The sequence below is a fragment of the Vibrio hepatarius genome, assembly GCF_018860525.1.
Taxonomy (GTDB): Bacteria; Pseudomonadota; Gammaproteobacteria; order Enterobacterales; family Vibrionaceae; genus Vibrio; species Vibrio hepatarius_B.
Window position 1 is genome coordinate 49,601 of record NZ_JAHKPM010000038.1, and the last position, 26,163, is coordinate 75,763.

Sequence of the window (26,163 nt, forward strand, 5' to 3'; positions counted from 1 at the left end):
TCGGTTCTGGTTAAATGTAATTGGTTTCAATCTTTATAAGTGAGAGATCTCGAATAAGATCGCCTTAACTATAAGGATTGGCTATGTTTTATGGTCTATTTCGATCGTTTGCAACTGATATCCTGCTTGACGATAGATCTTATACCTTTCTCTCGCGAGTTGCTTGGCTTTTTCTTCGCAAGAAACGAAGTCTATCACCTCTGCAAACTTGTTCGCAAAGGTTGTCTTATTATTAGCCAAATTTATCATTAGTTGGCGGTTCCATGAAGGGGTAATTTCTTGATATCCGATCTCGATATGAGTGCCGTTTTTAGGCCCTTCCCCTACTAAGTTATGAGCTAAAAATTGTTTAGTCTCAACTTGCCAAAAATACTCAGCCAGAAGCTCTGCTTCATCCTTATTCTCACAATTAAGATATACCTTGGCCCCTTGCCGAGAAAAATGGCCGGCAAGGTAAACGAGGTACTGTAGAAAGCCAGTTCGTTTAGCCTGAGGAGAGTTAGGTTCAATAATGTAAAAAGTTGCCTGTGGCATAACATGCATCCGAATGAAAAAAAAGGGCCTTGCGGCCCTTTTCGTGTTTGGAAATTACTCTTCCGTTTCTTGGCCGCTTCGGTTTAGTACAAACTGGACGAGCATTGAGACAGGACGACCTGTTGCTCCTTTGGCTGCACCAGATTTCCAAGCGGTACCTGCAATGTCGATATGAGCCCAGTGGTATTTCTTTGCAAATTTGGATAAGAAACATCCGGCCGTGATGGTGCCACCAGGGCGACCACCTATGTTGGCCATATCGGCAAACGGACTTTTCAGCTGTTCGTGATATTCATCTGCCATTGGTAGACGCCATGCACGATCGCTGGCTTGCTCAGACGCATTAACCAATTCATGCGATAGAGGGTTATGGTTAGATAAAATACCACTAATATGATGCCCGAGAGCAATTACGCAAGCTCCCGTAAGGGTTGCAACATCAACAACACATTCAGGGTCAAAACGCTCAACGTAAGTTAATGCATCGCACAGTACCAGGCGACCTTCCGCATCCGTATTGAGTACTTCTACCGTTTGACCTGACATTGTCGTTAAGATATCGCCTGGGCGATAAGCATTGCTACCGGGCATATTCTCACAGCCAGCAAGAACACCGATAACATTAATTGGCAAGTTGAGTTTGGCTAGTGATTTCATAGTACCAAAGACTGAAGCAGCACCACACATATCGTATTTCATTTCATCCATGCCTTCGCCTGGTTTGAGTGAAATACCACCAGAATCAAAGGTTAGCCCTTTACCTACTAGAACAATGGGCTTGATATCTGGATCAGAGCTGCCTTTATATTCCATTATGGACATCATAGATTCATTTTTGGAACCTCGGCCAACTGCTAGGTAGGAGGTCATGCCCAGCTTTTCCATCTCTTGTTCACCAATAATTTTAGTGGTGACTGTCTGATAGTCATCTGCAAGGCGTCGAGCTTGAGAGGCTAGGTAAGCAGGGTTGGCAATGTTGGGCGGCATGTTTCCAAGATCTTTTGCAGCCTTTACTCCTGAAGCGATAGCTAAACCATGGGTGATCGCTTTTTCACCTAGATTGAGCTCTCGTCGCGTCGGGACATTGAATACAAGTTTGCGTAATGGACGGCGAGTTTCCGGCTTGATACTTTTGAACTGATCAAATGTGTATAAACTATCTTTTGTTGCTTCAACGGCTTGACGTACTTTCCAATATGTATCGCGGCCTTTAACGTGCAGCTCGGTGAGAAAGCAGACCGCTTCCATTGAACCTGTCTCGTTTAAAGTATTAATGGTTTTTTGAATAATTTCTTTATACTGGCGTTCTCCCAGTTCACGTTCTTTACCACAGCCGACAAGTAAAACGCGCTCGGACAGCACCCCTGGTACTTGATGTAGTAACAACATCTGCCCTGGTTTTCCTTCCAGATCACCACGACGAAGTAGTGAACTGATATAGCCGTCGCTGATTTTATCTAGCTGTTCAGCAACTGGAGAGAGACGGCGTGGTTCGAATACACCCACAACAATACAAGCGCTACGTTGTTTCTCCGGGCTACCACTTTTTACACTGAACTCCATGCGTACTCCTACATCCTGAAGACAAATAGAACTAAATGTTAGATAATGGCGTCTTACTTGTGGATTCCTAGTTTGGAACGACGAGTAAATAAGCGCGTTAACAGTTAGCCAAAATTTCAAATAATAAAAGGTTCAACGGGAAATTATAGTGATTCAATTAAAAAAACAAGTTTTGTATAGGTAATTTCAACGTGATTATTGTTAGATATTTGATCCGCGAGACACTCAAGAGCCAACTGGCGATCTTTTTTATCCTGTTTTTGGTGTTTTTAAGTCAAAAACTGATAAAAGTTTTAGCCGATGCCTCAGATGGTGATATCCCTGCTTCATTGGTAATGTATTATGTTGGTTTGAGCATGCCGTCAATGGGGCTACTAATGCTGCCTCTAAGTTTGTTTCTTGGCATTTTGCTGACCTTTGGGCGTTTATATGCGGAAAGTGAAATCACCGTCATGAATGCAACGGGTATTGGTAATAAATTCCTCATTAGGGCTGCACTTTACCTAGCGGTGATTACCGGTCTAATTGCTGGTGCCAACGCATTTGTTTTTTCTCCTATGAGCCAAGAAAAACTCATTCAGCTTGAAGAGCAAGTGGCGGCCGAAAGCAATGTTGAAACGCTTCAAAAAGGTCAATTTCAAGGTACGTCTGATGGATCCTCTGTTGTCTTTATTGATGACATTGAGGACAAAGAGCTCAAACATGTTTTTGTTGCCCAAATGCGCCCACGCGGCTCGATTTTACCTAGTGTTTCATTTTCACAATCAGGTGAGATTAAAGAACTCAGTGATGGCCGACAAGTGATTCGAATGTATGATGGTGTTCGCTATGAAGGTTTACCGACCCGTCTTGACTATATGGTGACGAACTTTAAACAGTATGAAGGCTTGATTGGGAAGCGTGACGTTAAGCCTAAAGGCCGTGATTGGGAAGCGATTCCTACTTTGCAACTTATCTCTAACCCTGATCCCCGCGCCCAAGCTGAGTTGCAATGGCGGATCTCTCTTGTTGTATGCATACCGCTCTTAACTATGCTGGTAGTGCCATTATCCGCGGTTAACCCCCGTCAAGGTCGCTTTGCTAAAATGGGTCCGGCGATATTGATTTATTTGGCTTATTTTTTATCAATTAGTGCCACCAAGTCAGCACTGGAAGATGGCTCTATTCCCGCTTTTATTGGTATGTGGCCGATTAACGCTGTACTACTGCTTACCGCGATAGGGATCAACTCACTGGATAGCATTCCAGTTAGGCGAATTAAAGATAAATTAAGACAACGTAAGAAGGCCGTATAATCTGTGTTTAAAATCCTCGATCTTTATATTGGTAAGACTATTATTGCCACTACTTCGCTAGTACTTGTGACTTTTGTTGGTCTGTCTTCGATTATTAAATACGTAGAGCAGTTACGTAAGGTGGGCCAAGGTAGTTATGATTTACTGCAAGCTTTGTTTTACGTCGTCTTGAGCATTCCTCGTGATATTGAAATGTTTTTTCCTATGGCGGCTTTATTAGGGGCTTTAATTGGGCTGGGTATGTTAGCCTCAAGTTCTGAACTGGTTGTCATGCAGGCTTCAGGTTATTCCAAACTCGATATTGGCTTATCGGTGCTTAAAACAGCAGTGCCTTTGATGATATTAGTTACTTTACTTGGTCAGTGGGGTGCTCCTCAGGCTCAGAAGATGGCACGAGATTTACGGGCGTTTAGTACCTCTGGCGGTGCAATTATGTCTTTACGTACAGGTGTTTGGGCTCGTGATGCCAACGATTTTATTTTCATTGGTAAAATCGATGATGATACATTGTATGGCCTGAATATGTGGCGATTTAATACCGATAAACAATTAGAAAGCGTAGTCTATGCAGCGCAAGTGGATTACCTTTCAGATAACACTTGGCTCATGAAAGATGTTCAGTTAACAGAAATGGTAGATGAAGTCGAAATTTCTAAAACCAATTTACCAGACTATCGATGGACGACCTCACTAGCACCAGACAAACTTGCAGTTGTAACGGTAAAACCAGAAGAGCTCTCTTTAGGCGGTTTGTACGATTATGTTGATTACCTTAAGGCGTCTGAGCAGGACTCTTCACGTTATGAACTAGCATTGTGGCGAAAAGTAACTCAGCCTTTTTCGATAGCTGTCATGATGTTGATGGCGCTGTCATTTATTTTTGGCCCGTTACGAAGTGTGACCATGGGGGCGCGGATTTTATCGGGAGTTGTCGCGGGTTTTACTTTCTATATTTCTAGCGAATTTTTCGGTCCATTGAGTTTGGTATATAACATTCCTCCAGCGTTTGGTGCTGTGATGCCGAGTATGGTATTTTTGACTGTTGCTTTAGTTTTGCTTCGGAGAAAACTTTAGTTTACATACTATTCAGTAAAGGGCTGCAAAGTGCAGCCTTTTTTACACTTGTTATAATAGTTTTTTTAATCGATATAAAGCCTCTAAAGCTTGGCGAGGTGTTAGATCATCAGGGTCGATCTTGGCAAGAGTTTCCTCAACTTCACTTGGTTCTGTTATTAGGCTGAGTTGGTTTTTTGTGTCTACTGAATACTTCGCTGTATTGCCTTCAGCTGCGCTCAGTTGTTCCAATTGAGTCAGTTTGATTCGTGCATGTTTTATGACGCTTTTGGGTACACCCGCAAGTGCCGCTACTGCTAAGCCATAAGATTTACTCGCGGCGCCTTCTTGGACTGTATGCATGAAAGCAATGTTGTCACCATGTTCTACTGCATCTAAGTGTACGTTAGCTAGATGAGGAGTTTGATTTGGCAATTCAGTTAGCTCGAAATAGTGAGTGGCAAATAGAGTCATAGAACCTAGCTGTTTTGCTAACCATTCTGCACTAGCCCAAGCGAGAGATAAGCCATCGTAGGTGCTGGTTCCTCGACCGATTTCATCCATAAGCACCAAACTTTTAGTGGTTGCATTGTGAAGAATATTCGCTGTTTCTGTCATTTCAACCATAAAAGTAGAGCGCCCTGAAGCTAGGTCATCTGATGCACCAATACGAGTAAATATACGATCAATAGAACCAATTTTTGCGGACTCTGCAGGAACATATGAACCAATATGAGCCATTAACGCAATCAGTGCTGTTTGGCGCATATAGGTTGATTTACCACCCATATTTGGCCCTGTTATAATCAACATCTTGCGCTCAGAGTTGAGCTTTATTGGATTGGCGATAAACGGCTCGTCGAGTACTTGCTCGACAACTGGGTGACGGCCAGATTGGATTTCGATGCCTGTTTCTTCCATCAATATCGGACGACAATAATCTAGGTTGTCTGCTCGTTCTGCAAGGTTTTGCAGTACATCAATCTGAGAAATAGCAGAAGCTAGGTTTTGTAAATTCTCTAAATGGGGCAGTAGTAGGTCAAACAGTTCTTCCCATAATCTTTTTTCCAGTGACAGCGCCTTGGACTTGGAATTTAGAACTTTGTCTTCGTGTTCTTTGAGTTCGGGAATAATATAACGCTCTGCATTTTTTAACGTTTGGCGACGAACATAATGAGGAGGAGCCAAATGACTTTGCCCTCGACTGATTTGGATGAAGAAGCCGTGTACATTATTGTAACCGACTTTTAAACTATCGATACCGTGGCGTTCTCTTTCCTCTTTTTCAAGTTTTTCAAGGTACTCAGTTGCACCTTCTGCTAATTTACGCCACTCATCGAGTTCATCGTTGTAGCCTTCTGCAAGAACACCACCATCTCTAATGACAACAGGTGGGTTGTCTTTTATCGCGCGTTCTAGTAGTTCACTGATGGTTTGCTGTGGTGCTGCATAATTGGCGAGTTTAGTCAGATATGGATGAGCTAAACTGCCCATGGTATCAGCCAAGTCAGGCAGTTGCTGCATTGCGTGGCGTAGTCGTGCTAGATCTCGAGGGCGTGCACTGCGTAACGCAAGGCGAGCTATAATACGTTCGATATCGCCAATTTGTTTGAGTATTGGATTGAGCTCTGAAAATAAAACTAACTCTTTGAGCTCACTTATAGCATCAAGGCGATAATTTAAGGTTTTTATATCTCGCATTGGTTGATGCAACCAGCGTTTTAGCATGCGACTTCCCATTGCTGTCGCACTATGATCTAACACCTCTGCTAATGTATTGTCTGTTCCACCGGAAAGATTCTGAGTGATTTCTAAATTACGTCGCGTTGCCGCATCGAGAATCACTGAGTGATCTTGTTGATCGTAAGTGAGCGAGCGAATATGAGGCAGTGCAGTACGTTGAGTATCTTTTACATATTGAATCAAGCACCCAGCGGCACATAACCCAAGTCTTGCTTGTTCTACACCAAAGCCAACTAAATCTCTTGTGCCAAACTGTTGGTTGAGTTGCTGCTTTGCGGTGTCTAGCTCAAATTCCCAAACCGGGCGACGTCGATTGCCATTGCGCGAAGCCATAAGATCAACAGGGGAAAAGTCTTCAGGAAAGAGCAGTTCTCTTGGTGAGGTTCGTTGTAGCTCTGCTGCCATTGCTTCTTCTGTTTGCGGCTCCATTAATTGGAAACGACCAGAAGTGACATCTAATGTTGCATAACCAAATTTACCGTCTTGATGATATATTGCAGCAATAAGGTTATCAACTCTTTCGGAAAGTAGCGCTTCATCTGTGACAGTACCTGGCGTAACGATGCGTACTACCTTACGCTCGACAGGGCCTTTACTGGTAGCTGGATCGCCTATCTGCTCGCAGATAGCAACAGATTCACCAAGTTGAACCAGTTTCGCTAAATATCCCTCAACTGCATGAAATGGGACTCCCGCCATTGGGATAGGCTCTCCAGCAGATGCTCCACGCTTTGTCAGTGAGATATCTAACAATTGAGACGCACGCTTAGCATCATTATAAAAAAGTTCGTAGAAATCCCCCATCCGATAAAATAACAATATATCCGGATTCTCAGCTTTGAGTTTATGGTACTGCTGCATCATGGGAGTGTGTTTTTGTTCAGCTTTCACGGGTAATTTCTTTCGTTTATGTTTATTGCGGCTTAGGATACGTGAATCATGATTTGACGAAAAGTCACAATGAGGTTTTAGATATGGAATCACAGCAAATCTTATCTACCAAACTGGGGTGGTGCTTAAAATATCACCAGATTGTCCTTGCAACGGCAGAGTCGTGTACTGGCGGCGGTATATCTGCGGCTATCACTGATATTCCCGGTAGCTCTGCTTGGTTTGATCGCGCCTTTATCACTTATAGCAACGAAGCCAAAATTGAAATGCTAGGGGTTTCTCCAGAAACGATCCACTCTCATGGTGCGGTTAGTGAGATGACTGTAATTGAAATGGTTAAGGGCGCTCTCAAATATTCTAATGCTAATCTAGGTGTGTCAATAAGCGGGGTGGCAGGGCCGGATGGTGGTAGTGCTGAAAAGCCTGTTGGCACCGTATGTTTTGCGTGGGCGGATGATAAGGGTTGGCTTAAAGTGGAGACTCATTATTTTTCAGGCAACCGCGCTGAAGTGCGCCAGCAAGCGGTGAGTCTTGCTTTGCAAGCATTGTATGAAAAAGTGAAGTGAAAAGTCGGCTAGAAAATTAACCTCACAAGAATTAATAAGATGCAGCTGATATACAAAAAAAACATCGCCAGCTATGGACACTGTATGAATCAACAGTATAATAATTTATAGTGATAGCCCAGAATAGCTCTGAGGCAAAATAAGCATTCAAATATCATCAGTGTACTGATGAGTTAAGTGGAGAAAGTGATGGACGATAATAAACAGAAGGCGCTCGCTGCGGCACTTGGTCAGATTGAAAAGCAATTCGGTAAAGGCTCTATCATGCGTCTTGGTGATAACCGTACTATGGATGTTGAAACTATTTCCACGGGCTCACTTTCTCTTGATATTGCATTGGGTGCTGGTGGTTTACCAATGGGGCGTATTGTTGAAGTGTATGGCCCTGAATCATCGGGTAAAACGACGTTAACACTTGAGCTGATTGCTGCTGCCCAACGTGAAGGCAAAACGTGTGCTTTTATTGATGCTGAGCATGCACTTGACCCTGTTTATGCCAAAAAGCTGGGGGTTGATATTGATGCTTTGTTAGTATCTCAACCCGACACGGGTGAGCAAGCGCTTGAAATTTGCGATGCTTTGGCTCGTTCTGGTGCAATTGATGTTATGGTAATTGACTCAGTTGCAGCATTGACGCCAAAGGCTGAAATTGAAGGTGAGATGGGCGACAGTCACATGGGGCTACAGGCTCGTATGCTATCCCAGGCAATGCGTAAGTTGACGGGTAACCTTAAACAGTCAAATTGTATGTGTATCTTTATCAACCAAATTAGGATGAAGATAGGCGTTATGTTTGGTAATCCTGAGACCACAACCGGCGGCAACGCACTTAAGTTTTATGCTTCGGTTCGTCTAGATATTCGCCGCACAGGTTCGATTAAAGAAGGTGATGAGGTTGTTGGTAATGAAACTCGCATCAAAGTGGTTAAGAACAAGATTGCAGCGCCATTTAAACAAGCGGAAACCCAAATCATGTATGGTCAAGGTTTTAACCGTGAAGGTGAGTTGATAGATCTTGGTGTGAAGAATAAATTGATTGAAAAAGCTGGTGCTTGGTATAGCTACAATGGTGATAAGATTGGTCAAGGTAAAGCCAATGCGGCAAAATTTTTGCGTGAGAATACACAAGCTGCCCAAACGATTGATGCGACGTTACGTAGCATGCTGCTTTCTCCAGCAGAGCCTCAAGCTGATGATGTTGAATTAGATAAAATGCCAGAAAAAGAAGAGTTATAAGTTATCTGATTAAAGACAATAAGCCCTGTCAGTTGTGTGCAGGGCTTTGTTATATCTGGGCCTAGGATATTTATGTTTAAAAGAGCTTTGGTGACTTTATCTGCTAAAGAAGCTTCCATTCAACTTTTGAGTAGAAGGGATCATGGTGAATACGAGCTTTATCAAAAACTAATTTATAAAGGCTATGATGAAAAGGCTGTCAATGACGCGATAAATTTTTGTTTAGAGCATCACTATCTTGATGATCTTCGTTATGCCAAAAGTCAAATACGTCAGCATGTCCATAAAGGTCATGGTGAACGGCGTATTCGCCAGGAACTTCAGCAGAAGAGAGTCGCAGATTCTGTGGTAGAGCAAGCTATGGAGGAAGAACCACAAGACTGGTTTGAGTTAGCCAAGCAAGTAGCGGAAAAGAAATTCAAAGGCCAAAAAGCAATAGATCTCAAAGAGAACGCTAAACAAGTACGTTTTCTGCAATATCGAGGCTATAGCTTTGAACAAATAGATTATGCATTAAATGCCTACCAAGATGATTAACACCCCTTTTAGTTGTTCTATGAAGGCAGAACTTGCTTATTTTTCCTAGTTAAGATATCCCCTTAAGGATAAAACTAAATTTTCCTCAGAGATAATCGAATCCCCGATAATTACTCTACCCACTAAAAATAGTGGTCGAAAGATCAACAGGGCCTAGTCGTGGCGCTTACCATGATCTACAATAGCGCAAAATTCTAACTCGACTATTTCTAGGAAGCGCTGCATGTACATGAGCACTGACGAGGTTCGTAATGCGTTCCTCATGTTCTTTGAAAGCAAAGGACATCAAATCGTAGACAGTTCATCTTTGGTCCCACATAACGATCCTACTCTATTATTTACTAATGCAGGGATGAACCAATTTAAAGATTGCTTTTTAGGTGCAGAAAAACGTGCCTATACTCGCGCAACTACGGCTCAACGTTGTGTACGTGCTGGTGGTAAACACAACGATTTAGAAAATGTTGGTTTTACTGCTCGTCACCATACTTTCTTCGAAATGCTTGGAAATTTCAGCTTTGGTGATTACTTCAAAGAAGATGCGATTGCTTATGCATGGGAGTTTTTGACTGAAACATTGCAGCTACCTAGAGAGCGTCTTTTAGTCACAGTCTATGAAACAGACGATGAAGCTTTTGATATATGGAACAAACAAGTCGGTGTCCCAGCTGATCGTATCGTGCGTATTGGTGATAAAAAAGGCGGAAAACAATACGAGTCAGATAACTTCTGGACCATGGGGGACACGGGTCCTTGTGGACCATGTACAGAAATCTTCTATGATCACGGCGAACATATTTGGGGGGGGCGCCCAGGTACTCCTGAAGAAGATGGCGATCGTTTTATCGAGATCTGGAATAACGTATTTATGCAGTTTAACCGTCATACAGATGGCTCGATGGAATCACTGCCTAAGCCTGCTGTAGATACTGGTATGGGGATCGAGCGTATTTCTGCAATTATGCAGGGAGTTCACTCAAATTACGAAATTGATGTCTTTCAGAAGCTTATTAAAGCTGCAGCACAAACGATAGGGTATCAAGACCTATCGAACCAGTCATTGAGAGTTATCGCAGACCATATTCGTTCATGTTCATTTTTGATTGTTGATGGTGTGATGCCTTCAAATGAAGGCCGTGGTTACGTTTTACGCCGTATCATACGACGTGCCGTACGCCATGGTAATAAGCTTGGTGCAAAAGGGGTGTTCTTCCACAAGCTTGTAGGAGTTCTTGCTGAAGTAATGGGGTCGGCAGGTGAAGAACTGAAGAAGCAGCAAGCAATTGTGGAGAAAGTACTGCGTATCGAGGAAGAGAATTTTGGTCGTACTCTAGAACGCGGGATAACAATTCTTCACGAAGCACTGGATAACTTAGTTGGTAAGGTGCTTGACGGTGAAACAGTATTCAAACTTTATGATACTTACGGCTTTCCTGCTGATCTTACCAATGATGTTGCGCGTGAGCGTGATTTTTCTATCGATGAACAAGGCTTTGAGCAAGCAATGGAAGCACAGCGCCAACGTGCTCGTGAAGCTGGCCAGTTTGGTGCTGACTACAACGCTACAATTAAAACTCAAACACAATCTGAGTTCTGTGGTTATACCGCTACGCAAGGTAATAGCGATGTTGCGGAAATATTCGTTAAAGGTGAGTCGGCTGAATCACTATCGGCTGGTGATAAAGCGATACTAATCCTTGATGAAACGCCTTTTTACGCAGAGTCTGGTGGTCAATGTGGTGATACTGGAGTAATTAAAACACAGTATGGTGTTTTTAAAGTAGAAGATACACAAAAGTTGGGTAATGCAATCGCTCACCACGGTGTGTTAGCAGAAGGTGTTTTGGCAAAAGACGACAAAGTTCAAGCCTTAGTTAATGTTGAACGCCGCGCTGCGATTTCTTTAAACCACTCTGCAACCCATTTGTTGCATGCAGCGCTTCGCCAAATATTGGGAGAGCATGTCACTCAGAAAGGATCTCTTGTTAAGCCAGAGAATCTACGCTTTGACTTTTCACACTTAGAAGCAGTGACGCCATCTGAGTTGAGAGAAGTTGAGCGTTTAGTTAATGCTCAAGTTCGGCGTAATCATGTCATCGAAACCCAAATCATGGATATAGAGTCGGCCAAGCAGAAAGGTGCAATGGCCTTATTTGGTGAAAAATATGATGATGAAGTTCGAGTTCTGTCTATGGGGGAATTCTCTACTGAGCTTTGTGGAGGTATTCATGCAACGAAAACGGGTGATATCGGTCTATTCAAGATAACGTCAGAAGGTGGTATTGCAGCAGGTGTTCGCCGTATTGAGGCAGCAACAGGTGAAGTGGCACTTGACGTAATTGAAGCCCAACAAACCAAGTATGAAGAAAAGTTAGTTGAATCTGCGCAAAAAGCGAAAAGCCTAGAAAAAGAAATTTTGAAGCTAAAAGACAAAATGTCGGCAACAGAGAGTGCCAACATTATGGGGAAAACTCAGGAAATCAATGGCATTAAAGTATTGATTGCTGGAATGGAAGGCGCCGATAGCAAAAACTTACGTACCATGGTTGATGGCATCAAAAACCAGATGGGAAGTGGTGTTGTCATGCTAGCCAATATTAACGATGGTAAAATTGGCTTGATAGCTGGCGTTACGAATGACCTCGTTGATAAAGTAAAGGCGGGAGACCTAGTTAAAATGGTTGCTGAGCAAGTTGGTGGCAAAGGTGGAGGACGCCCTGATATGGCTCAGGCTGGTGGAACTGATGTGGCTGCGCTACCTGAGGCGATGAAAACAATCAAACCTTGGTTAGAAGAACGCTTATAAATTGGTTGCGCTTAGCCGTTTCGGTTGGGCGTGATTTTTTAATCTCACGAGTGGTTTATTGAACTACATGTTTACAACTTTTCTCAATTCCTTGCTGTCTGCTGTAATGACCACAAGCAGCTATATGGTAGAAGTATCTGGTATGGATGAGACTATGATATTGCCAAGGTGAAAACTAGTGAAATATCCACTTGTTGTGCAAAAGTTTGGTGGAACCTCTGTCGGGACAATTGAAAAAATTCAAAGAGTTGCCGAGCACATCATTAAGGAAAAAAACTCAGGTAATCAGGTGGTTGTAGTGGTTTCAGCTATGTCAGGAGAGACCAATCGGCTGATGGATTTGGCCAAGCAAATAGATAGCGTACCAACTGCTCGAGAGCTTGATGTTCTACTCTCTTCTGGTGAACAAGTATCGATGGCACTATTAGCTATGGCCTTAAATAAGCAAGGTTATTCGGCTCGTTCATTGACTGGAGGACAAGCAAAAATTGTTACCGACTACCAGCATAATGATGCAACGATTATAAGCATTGATACCTCGATAATTAAGGAGCTATTGGCACAAGACTTCATAGTTATAGTGGCCGGGTTTCAAGGTGTTAATAAAAGTGGTGATGTTACCACCTTGGGCCGAGGCGGTTCGGATACCAGTGCAGTTAATTTAGCTGGGGAGTTACAAGCCAGTGAGTGTCAAATTTTTACTGATGTAGATGGCATTTATACTTGTGACCCAAACATAGTCCCAGACGCAAAAAAAATTGAGGTTATTGACTTTGCATCAATGGAGGTCATGGCGTGTAAAGGAGCAAAAGTGCTTCATTTGCCTTCGGTGCAATATGCTTGGAAATATAATGTTCCACTGCGCGTTTTATCGACATTCAATCCTTCTGTAGGCAGTTTAGTGAAAGGTAATGAGCCGAAACGGCTAGTCTGTGGGATTGCTATACAGCGTGATATGTATAGCATCAAAATATCACATGATGCTTATTTTAATCTTGAAAAGCAGTGTCAGATATTGGGAATCCAGATCTGGGGTGCGATCGAACGTAAAGATTGGGTAAATGTAGTTATAAAACACGAAGCTTGTGCAAAACTAGAATTGACCTTTGGTGATAGAATAACTAATAGTGAGAAGGTTGGCCTGCTGACATTAGTTGGTCAGAATGTCAACAGTATGCTCGAATCGTCTCGCGTTTTGCTGGTTGAGCACGATGTTGAACCTATACATTATGATCTTAATCGACAATCGTTGACATGGGTATTGTCTCCAGAAAGCATCGACAAAGCCGCGAACATATTGCATCATGCATACTTTATCTCAACGCAAGCGATTAACTATTCATCGAAACAAGTGTATTTAGGTTAATCGAGTCTGAGAATAAAGTTTACGAAAATATAACTTTTGTTGGATAATAGCCCCGTAGCAAGAAAAATCTGAGATTACTCAAGGAGCAAAGAATGCTAATTTTAACTCGCCGCGTTGGCGAAACTCTCATGATCGGCGATGAAGTCACAGTCACTGTACTGGGCGTAAAAGGTAATCAGGTTCGTATAGGCGTTAACGCGCCTAAAGAAGTGTCTGTTCACCGTGAAGAAATTTACATGCGCATTCAGGCTGAAAAAGGTAATAGTAATACTACTTCAGGTAATTACTAGTGAGATAAAGAGGCTAACCCTACGTTGGCCTTTTTATGCTATTAACAATATGCATTTTTAGTAAAAAGAGTGAATTAGCATCGCTTTGATTAAATAGCCGACGTTTGGGCAATCTTTTACGATTTTTGCTAAGAAAATGTTTGACATATTTTTGGTAAATCGTAATATGTGCCTCCGCAAGATGGTGAGGTGGCCGAGAGGCTGAAGGCGCTCCCCTGCTAAGGGAGTATGTGGTTTGTAGCCGCATCGAGGGTTCGAATCCCTCCCTCACCGCCATTCTTGCTTAGCTCTTAATTGAGTTAGTTAAGCATTACTGCGCGCTCGTAGCTCAGCTGGATAGAGTACCTGGCTACGAACCAGGCGGTCGAAGGTTCGAATCCTTCCGAGCGCGCCATTCCTTTTTAAGGAATGAAATAGGTGAGGTGGCCGAGAGGCTGAAGGCGCTCCCCTGCTAAGGGAGTATGCGGTTTGTAGCCGCATCGAGGGTTCGAATCCCTCCCTCACCGCCATTAATTGGCCTAGTGCCAATTTTTTGTTTTAAGTAAATGAGAAAGTGATATACTTCACAACCCCTTTTTGGGACTTGCGCGCTCGTAGCTCAGCTGGATAGAGTACCTGGCTACGAACCAGGCGGTCGAAGGTTCGAATCCTTCCGAGCGCGCCATCTTACAGTCTGATAAAACATTTTTTGTCAGTCTACGTGCGTCCTTAGCTCAGCTGGATAGAGTACCTGGCTACGAACCAGGCGGTCGGAGGTTCGAATCCTCCAGGACGCGCCACTTAATTTAAGGGACTATAGTTCCCGATATTGTCATGCAATATCAAATACAGCGCGCTCGTAGCTCAGCTGGATAGAGTACCTGGCTACGAACCAGGCGGTCGAAGGTTCGAATCCTTCCGAGCGCGCCATCTTACAGTCTGATAAAACAAGTTTTGTCAGACTCCGTGCGTCCTTAGCTCAGCTGGATAGAGTACCTGGCTACGAACCAGGCGGTCGGAGGTTCGAATCCTCCAGGACGCGCCACTTGCTTCAAGGGACTTAGGTTCCTGATACTGAAAGTTCAATATAGAAACATTGCGCGCTCGTAGCTCAGCTGGATAGAGTACCTGGCTACGAACCAGGCGGTCGAAGGTTCGAATCCTTCCGAGCGCGCCATACCTCAAAACTCGTCACTAAATAAACCGTTAATTATATTTTTACATATCTTTATCTCAACTAAGCTGCTAGCAATCTTATAGCGCGTTTTGATCATTGGGTCCTGAGTCTTGATTTCGTAGTTCTCCTACTTAGATTAGTTTAAACTTCTCTTGAAAATTGCAATTGCGAACCATCTTTAAAGTTGTCATAAAACCACTTCACAACGGGCTTATTACTTAGCGCTGATTTAGTAGTTACAAAGTATAATTCCAGCTCCATGAAGGCTTCAGTATCGTACACATAGTCATTACCAAGTTCTAGGGCTTTACTCGTTGTACAACATCCAATGAATGGTGTTTTTTTTATTACCTCAAAATAATTGGCCGCACTTTGGGTAATGAAGCCAACCTGACTGTCTGGTGGTATACCCATATATTCATGTATAAAGCTGCCTGTTTTTCCTAGCCAGGTATATTTTGCAAATTGCATATCTTTGGTAAGCCTTCTGACTGAAATTGACTCGTGATATTTCTTTGATGCCAGAAGTTTGATGGGATAAGTCCCTATTCTTTGTGAAACGAAACTGGATGAGTGGTTTGGTGATACATTGAGCATGAAATCCAACTCGCCAATAATAAGTGAGGTATATGCTGCCTCATAGGACTCAGGTCTTATTCCCTCGTTGACTATGAGTTGTGTGTTGAACTCATTATTAAATTTTACCAATGAATCGACCAAGTTGTAGGATGCGATTTGAGGAGGTATCAGCACATTAATATGCCTGGTGATGGATTTAAATAAATTGTACTTGTTGAGTAGGTCTTTGTGTGTCGTTGACAAATGCCCATACAACGTATGAGCATAAGTTGTTGGTTTAAAATCGCCATTACTTTTTATAAAAAGCGGTGATGGGCTATCCTCTTCTAATGACTTAATTGATTTTGATATAGTTCCTATAGATACCCCTAATTCTGAAGACGTTTTGCGAAAGTTTCCTTTTTCATACAAAGTAATAAATATGACTATATTTATTAACTGACTTCTCATTATAACTCCTTTTTATTGTGGTCTCTAGTTCCATTATTATCCATTAATATTACAATAATTTTATTTTTAAGATAGAACGTTTTCTCTATTTGTGTTTTGGTCTTCATGCCTGAGTAATTTACTTATTTTATTGATTTACATATGGATAGGGTTTGAGAGATAGTAAAGAAATAATTAGGCTTTGTTTCTAAATGGGGGGGGAGTAAGCTAGGTATGTAATTAATACCTATAATGTATGAGGCGCTATAATAATTAATCGAAAGTTATTTAATCTTACATGAAAATCGAATGTAAAAGTATTGAGATTTTTTAATAATATTTAATGGAAATACAAGTTTTAATAAGTGCTCTTCATTAGAAAATTAAAATATTTTCATTTTTACATAAACTGCGCACCAATAATGGTTAATTCATTGGTGCGCTGGATAGATAGGTTATGCTTTTGATAAGATGTATTCAGAATAATGGACTTTTAACGTGATAAGCTGGTACCTAAGCGTTTAGTCTTCAGGTTCTGTGTATTCGTCCCATGCTTCTTCCCAAGTGCTTCCCTCACCAGGCGCATAGTAACTAGGGTCCATATTACACCATTCTTCCCACTTGCACTGGTAAGTTAGAGAGTTGGTCGGTTGAAACACAATTTGTTTATCATGGTAATCACTTGTACCGTTAACAACTGCTTCAGGGTCGTATTCTTCGTATCCATTCGGATTATCTGGGTTTTCTGGGTTGTCTGGGCCACTAATACTGCTTAAATTGGGTGTGAAAACAATTTTAACTAGATTCTCGTCCGGTATCTCATGGCTTCCGCAGTCTTGAAAGCTATGACCTTTTTTATCCGTAGCGTCCATATATACACCTGGATTTTGCTGAGATGAGCCATTGCACTGGCCTTTTTCATTAAGATCCCACTCGTTGTTTTGTCCATGTCCATTGAAAAAGGATTCGGAGCTAAATTCATCAATAGTATTGCCTTCACCATTGAGTAGGACGTTGAACTGCGCTATCATTTTTCCATCACCGTTAATCTTTCCCTCTATAATATCGCGTCCGCAGTATTCAGCAGCAGGGGATCCAGCATGTATAATAATGTCTTCTGAAAGTGTTTCCTCCGTTCCTCCATTATTAGTGTCATCGACGCTTTGGAAGGTTTTAATTACTAAGTTTTCTGAGGGGGTTTCCAGTAACTTTACACATAATGTTTGTCTGGGGTTTCCATTAATTCCTGCAAGAGTATTAGCAGAAAAAACACACCCAAGCCCTACTACTCCCAGTGTAATGATAATGTTTTTTTTCATTATATTAACTCCATATTACTTGACTTTTTCGTCGAAAAATAAATATCAAACTAAAATGCACCGAGTTTGAATTATTACTATTTGGGCTAGGAAATCTAAGCTAATAAACCCAAACGTCCTTATTATTTCATGGTAAAAAAAAAGGGGAAGTAAACAATGTGTTCACTCGAACTTGGCTTGAAAAAGCATATCAATAGTTTCTAATGCTTCTTGCATAGTACGCTGCACACCAGTTCTGATAGTTTCGAAAGGTTTGGATTAGTTAAGTTCTTTTATTGTTTATATTGTTACTATATCTTATTGACATATATGAAATAGAGCCATCAGCCTCAAATGACTTTGATTTCATAAGATATTAGAAGCGGCTGAGCCTTGTACTAGCCGTATAATGGTATAAGTGTATCTAAGGACCGATTTCATGGCTCAGCTCTTAACATGACAAGTTGCAGTCATATCGCCAAAAAGAGTGAAGCTCACATGAAATAAGAATCTCTACGCTTTACTATCAATAAGTGACTTGTGCATGTTGGACAGATCTCTTGGTTGATTCAGAACTCATTTTACTTGTCCACGGCGAGATTATTGGCTAATTTTAGTTTTAGCAGTTAACTCGTTAGCAATAAATGGTATATATTCAAAGAGATGCTTTTGCATCCTTTTTTCTTGCCGTTATGGATATGAACAAAATGGAAAACAAACAAATCGCGATTGCTAAATTTGGTGGGCCAGAAGTATTAACACTGCAGACGAATACTGTACCGAATCCACAACAAGGTGAAGTATTGGTTAAGGTTGCTTTTGCAGGTGTTAATCCTATCGATGTAAAAACACGTTCTGGTCTTGGATGGGCTGCATCTCAAAATAAAGAACATCTACCTTGGGTGCCGGGTTATGATGTTGCTGGGGAAGTAGTCATGTGTGGTGATCAAGTTGAGCGATTTGAGGTTGGGGATAAAGTTGCAGGGTTTATTGGCTTTCCTTTGCAAGGAGGAGGGTATAGTCAATATATTTGCGTACCGGCAACTGAGTTGAGCCTAGTTCCAGAAGCGATAACTTTAGAAGCGGCGGCAGCATTACCTTTGTCAGGACAAACGGCAGTTCAGGCATTAGATAAAGCGGGAGTGCATGAAGGACAAAGAGTCTTGATTTTAGCCGGTGCTGGAGGCGTTGGGCATCTTGCTATTCAAGTTGCTATTGCTGCTAAAGCTGAAGTATTCACAACTTGTAGTGCCGCTAATCTCGATTATATGGCGACTCTTGGAGCACATGCTGTTAACTATGAGTTTTCTCCTGTTTCTGAACGAGTCGAAGAAGCTGATGTACTTATTGATCTTATTGGTGGTGATGCAGCGCTTGATGCTCTGCATTGCCTGAGAGATGGCGCTAAAATCGTTACCGTTCCTACCATAACAGCTGAGTTAATTTGTGAGAAGGCCAAAATGCTTGGCTTTGATGCCACAGGTATGCTTGTTGAGCCTGATTCTGAACAATTAGATGCTTTACTGTACATGGTAAGTGTTGGGTTATTGAAGACAGAGATCCAGCACATTTATCCAATGAGTGAAGTGGATAAGGCGCATAAACAAGTAGAAACGGGCCATACCAGAGGCAAGGTATTGCTTGATATGCAGTGCTAGAGGCGTTTAATTCTGCCTTTGAAAGTATTGCACTATGGTTTTCTGATTCTGCACTTTGGGTTCTTTTCTTGACAGGTTTGTTAAGCGCGACCATCTTGCCTGGAGGATCCGAGGCTGGGCTTCTTGCCACTCTTACCCTCAATCATTACTCCGTTTTTTCCGTCCTTTCAGTGGCTACTTTAGGTAATACTTTAGGTGGTTTGACAAACTATTGGTTGGGTTTATTGCTACCTAACCGAACTCAAAATGAAAAATATGGTCTTAAGGCATTGCAGTGGCTGAGTAAATATAGCTACTGGTCGCTTTTATTTAGTTGGTTACCTGTAATTGGTGATCCACTTTGTCTAGCTGCGGGTTGGTTACGAATGCCTTTTTGGCCTTGTCTATGGTTAATACTTATTGGTAAAGCATTACGATATGCTCTTATTGCAGCTTTGTTTTACGGTTTTTCTGAGGAGATGTCATGAGAAAAATCTGGTTAGGTGCCTTTTCTCTTTTTACTCTTTATGGCTGTTCGAGCGGTCCATTTTCTTCTAGCTCTATCTTACCTTCAGGCGTTTCTTTTGTAGAAGAAGTTCCTGCTACGCCGGGTAAGGCGACTATCCCTTATTCCAAATATCAACTCGATAATGGATTAACGGTTATTTTATCTCCCGATGATTCCGATCCTTTGGTTCATGTTGATGTGACCTATCATGTAGGATCTGCTCGTGAAGAGGCCGGGAAATCAGGTTTTGCACACTTTTTTGAGCACATGATGTTTCAAGGGAGTGAGCATGTTGGAGACCAAGAGCACTTTAAACTGATCACCGAAGCGGGAGGAACGTTAAATGGTACAACTAATCGTGATAGAACGAACTACTTTGAAACGGTGCCTTCCAACCAGCTAGAAAAAGTACTTTGGCTTGAGTCGGATAGGATGGGCTTTTTACTTGATGCAGTATCACAGCGTAAATTTGAAATTCAACGTGACACAGTAAAAAATGAGCGAGCGCAGAATTACGATAATCGCCCCTATGGCTTGATGTGGGAAAAAATGGGCGAAGCGCTTTACTCCGAAGGTCATCCATATTCGTGGCAGACTATTGGGTATATTGAAGATCTTGATCGAGTCGATGTTAATGATCTCAAAGCTTTTTTCCTCCGTTGGTATGGGCCTAATAATGCCGTTCTGACAATTGGAGGAGATATTGATGTTAAACAAACGTTAGCTTGGGTTAATAAGTACTTTGGTTCAATCCCAAGAGGTCCTGAAGTTGAGCGTGCAGCAAAGCAACCATCAACGCTCAGTGAAGACAGGTATATTACGCTAGAAGATCGTGTGCAGCAGCCCATGGTTCTCGTCGGTTGGCCAACGACTTACCAGGGTGAGAAAACGGAAACGGCATTAAATGCTTTGGCTAATGTATTAGGCCAAGGGGCGAATAGTCTACTTTATCAAGATTTAGTGAAAACACAAAAAGCAGTTGATGCGGGTGCTTTCCAAGATTGTTCTGAACTCTCGTGTACTTTCTATGTTTACGCAATGGCTCCTTCAGGTGAAAGTGGAAAATTGAAACCACTTTACCAATCACTGATGCAAACTTTAGAGCAATTTGAAGAAAAGGGGGTAAGCCAGCAGCGCTTGGACCAAATCACCGGTATGGCAGAAGCTGATGCTGTTTTTGCTTTGCAAAGTGTTAAAGGTAAAGTATCTCAGTTGGCTTCTAATCAGACTTTCTTTGAGCAACCGGATAGATTGCAAACTCAGCTTAAACAAATTCGTGAGGTATCACCAGAGTCTGTAATGAGTGCTTATCATAGCTATGTAAATGGGCACCCCAAAGTGACGTTGAGTGTCGTCCCGAAAGGTAAATTGGATTATGCAGTCTCGACTGCTACTTTTGAAACACCGAAGAGAACATTGCCAGAATACGTTAAAATCAACGACAAAGATCTTAGTTATCGCCGTCCGGTAGACAATTTTGATCGTTCTATAATGCCAGAAGTTGCAAAAGCTGTTAAAGCCCACATGCCCGAACTTTACCATATCTATTTTGATAATGGTGCTGAGCTCTTAGGGACGCAAAGTAGCGAAACACCTACAGTTGAAATAGATATCAGCTTTCCTGCTGGAGAGCGCTATGTAAAACCAGGAAAAGAAGGCTTAGCTAACTTAACAGCAACCATGATGGAAGAGGGAACTCTGGAGTCTACAACAGAGGAATTACAGGCGAGATTAGATAAATTGGGTAGTACGGTCTCAATCAGTGCGGCAAACTATACTACGAGTATCTCAGTCTCAAGTTTAGAGGGAAATCTGTCTCAAACTTTGCAAATAGTACAGGAAATCTTATTCACCCCTGCCTTCAAATCATCAGATTTTGAACGTAATAAACAGCAGATGCTTGAAGGGATTGTTTATCAGCACCAGAAACCGAGTTGGTTAGCTTCGCAAGCGACTAGACAGGTGCTTTTTTCTGGATCAATATATCAGCGTCCTAACGATGGTACGAAGGCTTCCATTGCCGTACTTACTCTTGATGACGTAAAAGCTTTTTATCGAAAGCATTATACCCCCCAAGGTGCTCAGATTGTGGTAGTAGGCGATATTAATCGACGTCAAGTTAAGAAAGCACTATCGTTTATCGGAAGCTGGCAGGGTGAAGAGGCTCCGTTGCTCCATCCACAAATGGTAGAACAGGTCGGAAAGCAGAAAATTTATTTAGTCGATAAGCCAGGTTCACCACAAAGTATTGTACGTTTTGTGCGTCAAGGTTTGCCTTTTGATGCAACTGGTGAAGTTTACCTTACTCAATTGGCAAACTTTAATCTGGCGGGCAATTTTAATAGTCGTATAAATCAAAACTTGAGAGAAAATAAAGGTTATACCTATGGTGCAAGTGGTTATTTTGCTGCGAATCGTGAAGTTGGTGCGATAGTTTTTTCTGCTCAAGTTCGCGCAGACGCCACTGCGGCCTCTATTAGAGAAATACAAAAGGAATTGAGTCACTACAGTCTGCAGGGAATCACAGATGAAGAAATAAAATTCCTTCGTTTAGCCGTTGGCCAACAGGATGCTCTGAAGTATGAAACGCCATCACAGAAAGCGCAGTTGCTAAATAGTATTCTCTTCTACAGTCTGGATGAAGATTATCTAAAGCAACGTAACGAAATTGTCGAGACGGTAAATAAGAATACTTTAGATAGGATGGCAGCCAAATGGTTTACTCCCAACGATTACCAAATCATAGTGGTTGGTGACATAAAAGCTCTAAAGCCTCAGTTAGAAAGTTTACAAATCCCAGTAGAAGAGCTTGAAATCGTTCGTTAGAGCACACATAACTATACCATGACAGAGAGACGGAATTTCTCCGTCTCTACATACAAACGGTCCATAGTGTTTGGATCAGGACTAGAAGTGAACTTCATTGTGACTGATTTTGCTACGCGACTTGAGCAAATAGCGCTCAAACCTGAGATATTTAAATCCCTTGCGCGTGGTGTTGAGAGAGAGACATTGCGCTACCAGAAGGATGGTAAGCTAGCGACAACGCCGCATCCTCAAGAGCTAGGTTCAGCCTATGCGAACAATTGGATAACAACAGATTTTTCAGAGTCTTTGTTGGAGTTTATCACCCCTGTATCCACTGATATTAATACACTCATCCAGCAGCTAGAAGATATCCACCATTTCACTCAATCTAAATTGGGCGAAGAACGAATGTGGCCACTTTCAATGCCGTGTTATGTCAGCCAGCAAGATGATATCCATCTTGCTCAATATGGTGACTCTAATTCTGGAAAAATGAAAACCTTATATCGTGAAGGTTTAAAGCGCCGTTACGGAAGTCTAATGCAAATTATTTCTGGTGTGCATTTTAATTTCTCTTTTCCAGAATCTTTTTGGGACGTGTTATACGGTGAGCAGAGTGATGTTGAGCGTCGTGGTGCAAAATCTGAGGCTTACTTTGGTTTAATCAGAAATTACTATAGATTTGGGTGGCTTATTCCATTCTTTTTTGGGGCTTCACCTGCGTTATGCTCTTCCTTTATTCAAGGTAGAGAGACAAAATTTTCATTTGAAAATATTGGTCAAACACTTTACCTCCCGAATGCCACCTCACTTAGGATGAGCGACCTCGGTTACACTAATAGCTCGCAAAGTTCGTTGAAAATAGGCTTCAATAGCTTAAATGAATATTTAGATGGTCTTAATACAGCTATTCGAACCCCATCCCCTGAGTTTGCAGATATTGGTGTGAAGGTTGATGGTGAATATCGTCAACTTAATAGTAATGTATTACAGATTGAGAATGAGCTTTATGCCCCGATAAGGCCTAAAAGGGTTGCCAGAAATGGCGAGAAACCTTCAGAAGCATTATCTCGCGGTGGGGTTGAGTATATAGAGGTACGCTCACTAGATGTTAACCCTTATAGTGCTATTGGGATCAATCAAGATCAAATCCGTTTCCTCGACCTTTTCCTCACTTGGGCTGTGCTTTCTAACTCCGAGCCTATGGATTTTTGTGAACAAGCATGTTGGCGAGAGAACTGGAATAAAGTGGTCGAATCAGGTCGGCAGGTAGGTTTGGAATTACAGATAGGTTGTAAAGGTGAAGTATTATCTTTACAAAGTTGGGCACATCGTGTTTTTGATGAACTTTTTCTTATTGCACAGCAAATGGATGAAGCTCACGGTGGGGAAGCTTATCGCTCTGTATGCCATAAACTTCGTACTTGGATAGATAATCCAGAATTAACGATTTCTGGACAGCTTCTTGATGATACGAAGAAGTGTGGTGGGTTGGGTAAAGTTGGTTGTGAGTTTGGTCAGAGATATAGCGAGCAACACGCTAGTCACAACTTTAAAGTATACAATAAGGTGGTTATGGAGCAAGAAGCTAAGCGCTCTCAAGAACAACAACTGCAAGTTGAGAATTCAGATACACTTAACTTCGACGATTTTTTACAAGATTATTTTGCCTACTTGAAGGTGTAGATGCGACGACTCTTGGAGTTGTATATAAAGCATTATTAGTAATGATAACCAATAGACTCTAACGCTGTATTTTACAGTTAACCTAAATGAATTTTTCGTAATGCCACTCAAGCTCCTTGGGTGGCATTTTTTTTGCCAAGACAAGTAGTCGTATTTTTCTCTCGTCGAAATTGACTCATAAAAGCTCATATAACATCCATATCTGGCGTCTAATTGAGTTAATTGTTTATTATTCACCTTGCCTATATGCATCCTTGTCATTAATTTGCTTTGTTATGATACAAAGGGATTGAATAGTTGCATATGAAGAATTAGGGTTAGCGGAAAATAAGGCAAATAAAGTGATATATCACAGCTTTTTGAATATCACAAATAGGAGAAAATTATAATGCCATTACTAGATAGTTTTACTGTTGATCATACTCGAATGAATGCTCCTTCGGTAAGAGTTGCCAAAACAATGAGTACACCAGGGGGGGATACAATCACTGTGTTTGATTTGCGTTTTACGGCTCCTAATAAAGCAATTCTTTCTGAAAAGGGAATTCATACACTAGAGCATTTATATGCGGGGTTTATGCGTAAACATCTCAATGGAAATGAAATTGAGATAATTGATATTTCTCCAATGGGATGTAGAACTGGATTTTACATGAGCTTAGTTGGTAAGCCTTCGGAACAATATGTTGCTAAGGGGTGGGTATTAGCCATGCATGATGTTCTGAAAGTCGAAAGTCAAAACCACATTCCGGAATTAAATAAATACCAATGTGGAACCGCCGCTATGCATTCTTTAGCTGAGGCGAAACAAATTGCTCAAGGTATTATTGATGAGGGAATTGAGGTAAATAAGAATGATGAGCTAGCTCTGCCGGAATCTATGCTAAGAGAGTTAGCAGTAAGTTAGTTAATGTGTAAGGGGAAGGAATGCCTTCCCCTTTGGGTCATCGTGCTTTACTCAATACAATGACTTGTGTTTTTGCCCAGATATCATGAAAGCCACGTTTTTGAGGATCGATTGGAACTGTCAGGTTTGCTAGCCCAAAACCTGATGTAGCAATACGAATTAATGCTTGAGTTACAGATATAGCATTTCCATCCTGATTTCGAATCTGCAGTTTCCAAGCCCTCATTCCCAATGTTTGTCCAGCCCTTGTCCAAAAGAAAACAAAGAAATATATCCAGACTGAAGCAAGGTAAAGGGTATAGATTGGCCCCCAGATTGGATGGTTAGTAAGATAATCGCTCACGTCTGTATACGGGGCTGCATCAAAAATTCCAAGTGCTGTTAGCGCGTGTAATACAGCAATAATGATGCCTGCTGCCATCATTTCAATCGCAATTACAATTAAACCATCGTAGAGTAATGCACCAAGTCGGCGTATCAGTCCAGCTGGCTGTGAGGGTTCTATTGTTGACATAGCATTTTTCTGCCCAAGTTTACTAGATGCTCAGAATATAGCGCTAGAACAAGCATGAAAAGATATTTTCCATATAGCTTTGTTAATTGTGGTGGTTTTATCAGCAAACAGTAGATAATTCAGTTTTTTGCTCTTGCACCATGCCGATGCTTACGTATAATGCCAACCATCAGATGGCAAATAGCCTTAAGATGCCGGTGTGGTGAAATTGGTATACACGACGGATTCAAAATCCGTTGCCTTCGGGCGTGGCGGTTCAAGTCCGCCCACCGGTACCATATAGAAACAACAAAGCCTCGACGAAAGTCGGGGCTTTGTTGTTTCTGTGTCGTAAAATATTTTTTGCTCAAAAACTATGGATAGTTACTTATGGTTAGATCTTCTTACTTTATGAGGAGTGACTGTATTTACTCGTTTCATAAGTAGGTGTTGGTCAGTCTGGCCTTAAAGAGATATAAATAGTGTTTTTGCGAAAAACTTTGACTATGCATTATACAAGCGCAGGGGCTTGAGAGTGTTTTTTGATCACCTAATTGTTTTTGAAAGAAAAAAGTGCATTTTCTACTTGCCTTATCGATTAGTATCCCTATAATGCGCATCCACTGACACGGCATTAGCCACGGCGGTTTTAGCCAGTGTCGGTGAGGTAGAAAATAGCAATAAAAATTAATTTAAAAAAGTGTTTGACTCTTTAGATTATATCGCTAGAATTCACCTCCGCTTTGAGAAGTTAATACATCAAAGCACTGCTCTTTAACAAT

Annotated in this window: 19 protein-coding genes and 9 tRNA genes; 22 read left to right on the forward strand and 6 right to left on the reverse strand. The window is 41.7% G+C overall.

Going from position 1 to position 26,163, the window contains the following annotated elements:
- Positions 1-81: 81 nt before the first annotated feature.
- Both KO511_RS10695 and pepA read right to left on the reverse strand, forming a co-directional pair.
- Positions 82-534, reverse strand: coding sequence for a DNA polymerase III subunit chi (locus KO511_RS10695; protein ID WP_215987425.1), 453 nt, complete (start codon positions 532-534; stop codon positions 82-84).
- A 54-nt stretch (positions 535-588) separates the two neighbouring features.
- Positions 589-2,097, reverse strand: coding sequence for a leucyl aminopeptidase (gene pepA / locus KO511_RS10700; protein WP_215987426.1), 1,509 nt, complete (start codon positions 2,095-2,097; stop codon positions 589-591).
- 191 nt (positions 2,098-2,288) lie between these two features.
- Here pepA and lptF point away from each other — a divergent pair, with 191 nt between their 5' ends.
- Together lptF and lptG are read left to right on the forward strand one after the other, a co-directional pair.
- Positions 2,289-3,392, forward strand: coding sequence for an LPS export ABC transporter permease LptF (lptF, locus tag KO511_RS10705; RefSeq protein WP_215987427.1), 1,104 nt, complete (start codon positions 2,289-2,291; stop codon positions 3,390-3,392).
- 3 nt (positions 3,393-3,395) lie between these two features.
- Complete coding sequence (gene lptG, locus KO511_RS10710) at positions 3,396-4,466, forward strand: LPS export ABC transporter permease LptG (protein WP_215987428.1); 1,071 nt, start codon at positions 3,396-3,398, stop codon at positions 4,464-4,466.
- A gap of 51 nt (positions 4,467-4,517) precedes the next feature.
- On the opposite strand, the gene mutS is transcribed toward lptG, so the two are convergent.
- Entirely contained in the window at positions 4,518-7,079 is a 2,562-nt protein-coding gene (gene mutS, locus KO511_RS10715; RefSeq protein ID WP_215987429.1) for a DNA mismatch repair protein MutS, read from the reverse strand.
- A gap of 83 nt (positions 7,080-7,162) precedes the next feature.
- On the opposite strand from mutS, the gene KO511_RS10720 reads away from it, so the two are divergent.
- The 14 genes from KO511_RS10720 (at position 7,163) to KO511_RS10785 (ending at position 15,036) form a co-directional block, all read left to right on the forward strand.
- Positions 7,163-7,645: a CinA family protein gene (locus KO511_RS10720; RefSeq protein WP_215987430.1), complete on the forward strand. Its 483-nt coding sequence runs from the start codon at positions 7,163-7,165 to the stop codon at positions 7,643-7,645.
- Between the two features lie 189 nt (positions 7,646-7,834).
- Entirely contained in the window at positions 7,835-8,881 is a 1,047-nt protein-coding gene (gene recA / locus KO511_RS10725) for a recombinase RecA (protein ID WP_215987431.1), read from the forward strand.
- A 72-nt stretch (positions 8,882-8,953) separates the two neighbouring features.
- A complete protein-coding gene (recX, locus tag KO511_RS10730; RefSeq protein ID WP_215987432.1) occupies positions 8,954-9,418 on the forward strand; it encodes a recombination regulator RecX in 465 nt (154 codons plus the stop codon).
- A gap of 223 nt (positions 9,419-9,641) precedes the next feature.
- A complete protein-coding gene (gene alaS / locus KO511_RS10735) occupies positions 9,642-12,224 on the forward strand; it encodes an alanine--tRNA ligase (protein WP_215987433.1) in 2,583 nt (860 codons plus the stop codon).
- 178 nt (positions 12,225-12,402) lie between these two features.
- Positions 12,403-13,590, forward strand: coding sequence for an aspartate kinase (locus tag KO511_RS10740; RefSeq protein ID WP_215987434.1), 1,188 nt, complete (start codon positions 12,403-12,405; stop codon positions 13,588-13,590).
- A gap of 92 nt (positions 13,591-13,682) precedes the next feature.
- Complete coding sequence (csrA, locus tag KO511_RS10745) at positions 13,683-13,880, forward strand: carbon storage regulator CsrA (protein ID WP_125319910.1); 198 nt, start codon at positions 13,683-13,685, stop codon at positions 13,878-13,880.
- Positions 13,881-14,063: 183 nt separating this feature from the next.
- Positions 14,064-14,156: transfer RNA gene (locus KO511_RS10750), tRNA-Ser, on the forward strand.
- A gap of 41 nt (positions 14,157-14,197) precedes the next feature.
- Positions 14,198-14,274, forward strand: a tRNA-Arg gene (locus KO511_RS10755).
- A gap of 22 nt (positions 14,275-14,296) precedes the next feature.
- Positions 14,297-14,389: transfer RNA gene (locus tag KO511_RS10760), tRNA-Ser, on the forward strand.
- 78 nt (positions 14,390-14,467) lie between these two features.
- Positions 14,468-14,544, forward strand: a tRNA-Arg gene (locus tag KO511_RS10765).
- Between the two features lie 38 nt (positions 14,545-14,582).
- Positions 14,583-14,659 (forward strand) — tRNA-Arg (locus KO511_RS10770).
- A gap of 53 nt (positions 14,660-14,712) precedes the next feature.
- Positions 14,713-14,789 (forward strand) — tRNA-Arg (locus tag KO511_RS10775).
- A 38-nt stretch (positions 14,790-14,827) separates the two neighbouring features.
- Positions 14,828-14,904 (forward strand) — tRNA-Arg (locus KO511_RS10780).
- A gap of 55 nt (positions 14,905-14,959) precedes the next feature.
- Positions 14,960-15,036 (forward strand) — tRNA-Arg (locus KO511_RS10785).
- Positions 15,037-15,177: 141 nt separating this feature from the next.
- Here the strand turns inward: KO511_RS10785 and KO511_RS10790 are convergent.
- A complete protein-coding gene (locus KO511_RS10790) occupies positions 15,178-16,065 on the reverse strand; it encodes a LysR family transcriptional regulator (protein ID WP_215987435.1) in 888 nt (295 codons plus the stop codon).
- Between the two features lie 500 nt (positions 16,066-16,565).
- Positions 16,566-17,363 (reverse strand): hypothetical protein, encoded by a 798-nt coding sequence (locus KO511_RS10795; RefSeq protein WP_215987436.1) that lies wholly within the window; start codon positions 17,361-17,363, stop codon positions 16,566-16,568.
- A gap of 686 nt (positions 17,364-18,049) precedes the next feature.
- Between KO511_RS10795 and KO511_RS10800 the strand changes: the two genes are divergently transcribed.
- The 5 genes from KO511_RS10800 to luxS all read left to right on the forward strand — a co-directional run bounded on the left by KO511_RS10800 (position 18,050) and on the right by luxS (position 24,888).
- Positions 18,050-19,000, forward strand: a complete 951-nt coding sequence (locus KO511_RS10800) for an NADP-dependent oxidoreductase (protein ID WP_215987437.1) — start codon at positions 18,050-18,052, stop codon at positions 18,998-19,000.
- Positions 18,994-19,467 (forward strand): YqaA family protein, encoded by a 474-nt coding sequence (locus tag KO511_RS10805; protein WP_215987438.1) that lies wholly within the window; start codon positions 18,994-18,996, stop codon positions 19,465-19,467. Before KO511_RS10800 ends, KO511_RS10805 begins: the two co-directional genes overlap by 7 nt.
- Entirely contained in the window at positions 19,464-22,313 is a 2,850-nt protein-coding gene (locus tag KO511_RS10810) for a M16 family metallopeptidase (protein ID WP_215987439.1), read from the forward strand. Before KO511_RS10805 ends, KO511_RS10810 begins: the two co-directional genes overlap by 4 nt.
- 99 nt (positions 22,314-22,412) lie before the next feature.
- On the forward strand, positions 22,413-23,981 hold the full coding sequence (gene gshA / locus KO511_RS10815; protein WP_215987445.1) for a glutamate--cysteine ligase: 1,569 nt from the start codon (positions 22,413-22,415) through the stop codon (positions 23,979-23,981).
- Positions 23,982-24,369: 388 nt separating this feature from the next.
- Positions 24,370-24,888: an S-ribosylhomocysteine lyase gene (gene luxS / locus KO511_RS10820; RefSeq protein WP_215987440.1), complete on the forward strand. Its 519-nt coding sequence runs from the start codon at positions 24,370-24,372 to the stop codon at positions 24,886-24,888.
- Between the two features lie 37 nt (positions 24,889-24,925).
- On the opposite strand, the gene KO511_RS10825 is transcribed toward luxS, so the two are convergent.
- Positions 24,926-25,402, reverse strand: a complete 477-nt coding sequence (locus KO511_RS10825) for an RDD family protein (protein WP_215987441.1) — start codon at positions 25,400-25,402, stop codon at positions 24,926-24,928.
- Positions 25,403-25,595: 193 nt separating this feature from the next.
- Here KO511_RS10825 and KO511_RS10830 point away from each other — a divergent pair.
- Positions 25,596-25,680: transfer RNA gene (locus KO511_RS10830), tRNA-Leu, on the forward strand.
- The last annotated feature ends 483 nt before the right edge of the window (positions 25,681-26,163 follow it).

What these genes read in the sequence shown, in the direction of transcription:
- KO511_RS10695 (WP_215987425.1), bottom strand. Translation starts at nt 534, where the DNA reads ATGCCACAGGCAACTTTTTACATTATTGAACCTAACTCTCCTCAGGCT.
- pepA (WP_215987426.1), bottom strand. Translation starts at nt 2,097, where the DNA reads ATGGAGTTCAGTGTAAAAAGTGGTAGCCCGGAGAAACAACGTAGCGCT.
- KO511_RS10720 (WP_215987430.1), top strand. Translation starts at nt 7,163, where the DNA reads ATGGAATCACAGCAAATCTTATCTACCAAACTGGGGTGGTGCTTAAAA.
- recA (WP_215987431.1), top strand. Translation starts at nt 7,835, where the DNA reads ATGGACGATAATAAACAGAAGGCGCTCGCTGCGGCACTTGGTCAGATT.
- recX (WP_215987432.1), top strand. Translation starts at nt 8,954, where the DNA reads ATGTTTAAAAGAGCTTTGGTGACTTTATCTGCTAAAGAAGCTTCCATT.
- alaS (WP_215987433.1), top strand. Translation starts at nt 9,642, where the DNA reads ATGTACATGAGCACTGACGAGGTTCGTAATGCGTTCCTCATGTTCTTT.
- csrA (WP_125319910.1), top strand. Translation starts at nt 13,683, where the DNA reads ATGCTAATTTTAACTCGCCGCGTTGGCGAAACTCTCATGATCGGCGAT.
- KO511_RS10790 (WP_215987435.1), bottom strand. Translation starts at nt 16,065, where the DNA reads ATGAGAAGTCAGTTAATAAATATAGTCATATTTATTACTTTGTATGAA.
- KO511_RS10795 (WP_215987436.1), bottom strand. Translation starts at nt 17,363, where the DNA reads ATGAAAAAAAACATTATCATTACACTGGGAGTAGTAGGGCTTGGGTGT.
- KO511_RS10800 (WP_215987437.1), top strand. Translation starts at nt 18,050, where the DNA reads ATGGAAAACAAACAAATCGCGATTGCTAAATTTGGTGGGCCAGAAGTA.
- KO511_RS10810 (WP_215987439.1), top strand. Translation starts at nt 19,464, where the DNA reads ATGAGAAAAATCTGGTTAGGTGCCTTTTCTCTTTTTACTCTTTATGGC.
- luxS (WP_215987440.1), top strand. Translation starts at nt 24,370, where the DNA reads ATGCCATTACTAGATAGTTTTACTGTTGATCATACTCGAATGAATGCT.
- KO511_RS10825 (WP_215987441.1), bottom strand. Translation starts at nt 25,402, where the DNA reads ATGTCAACAATAGAACCCTCACAGCCAGCTGGACTGATACGCCGACTT.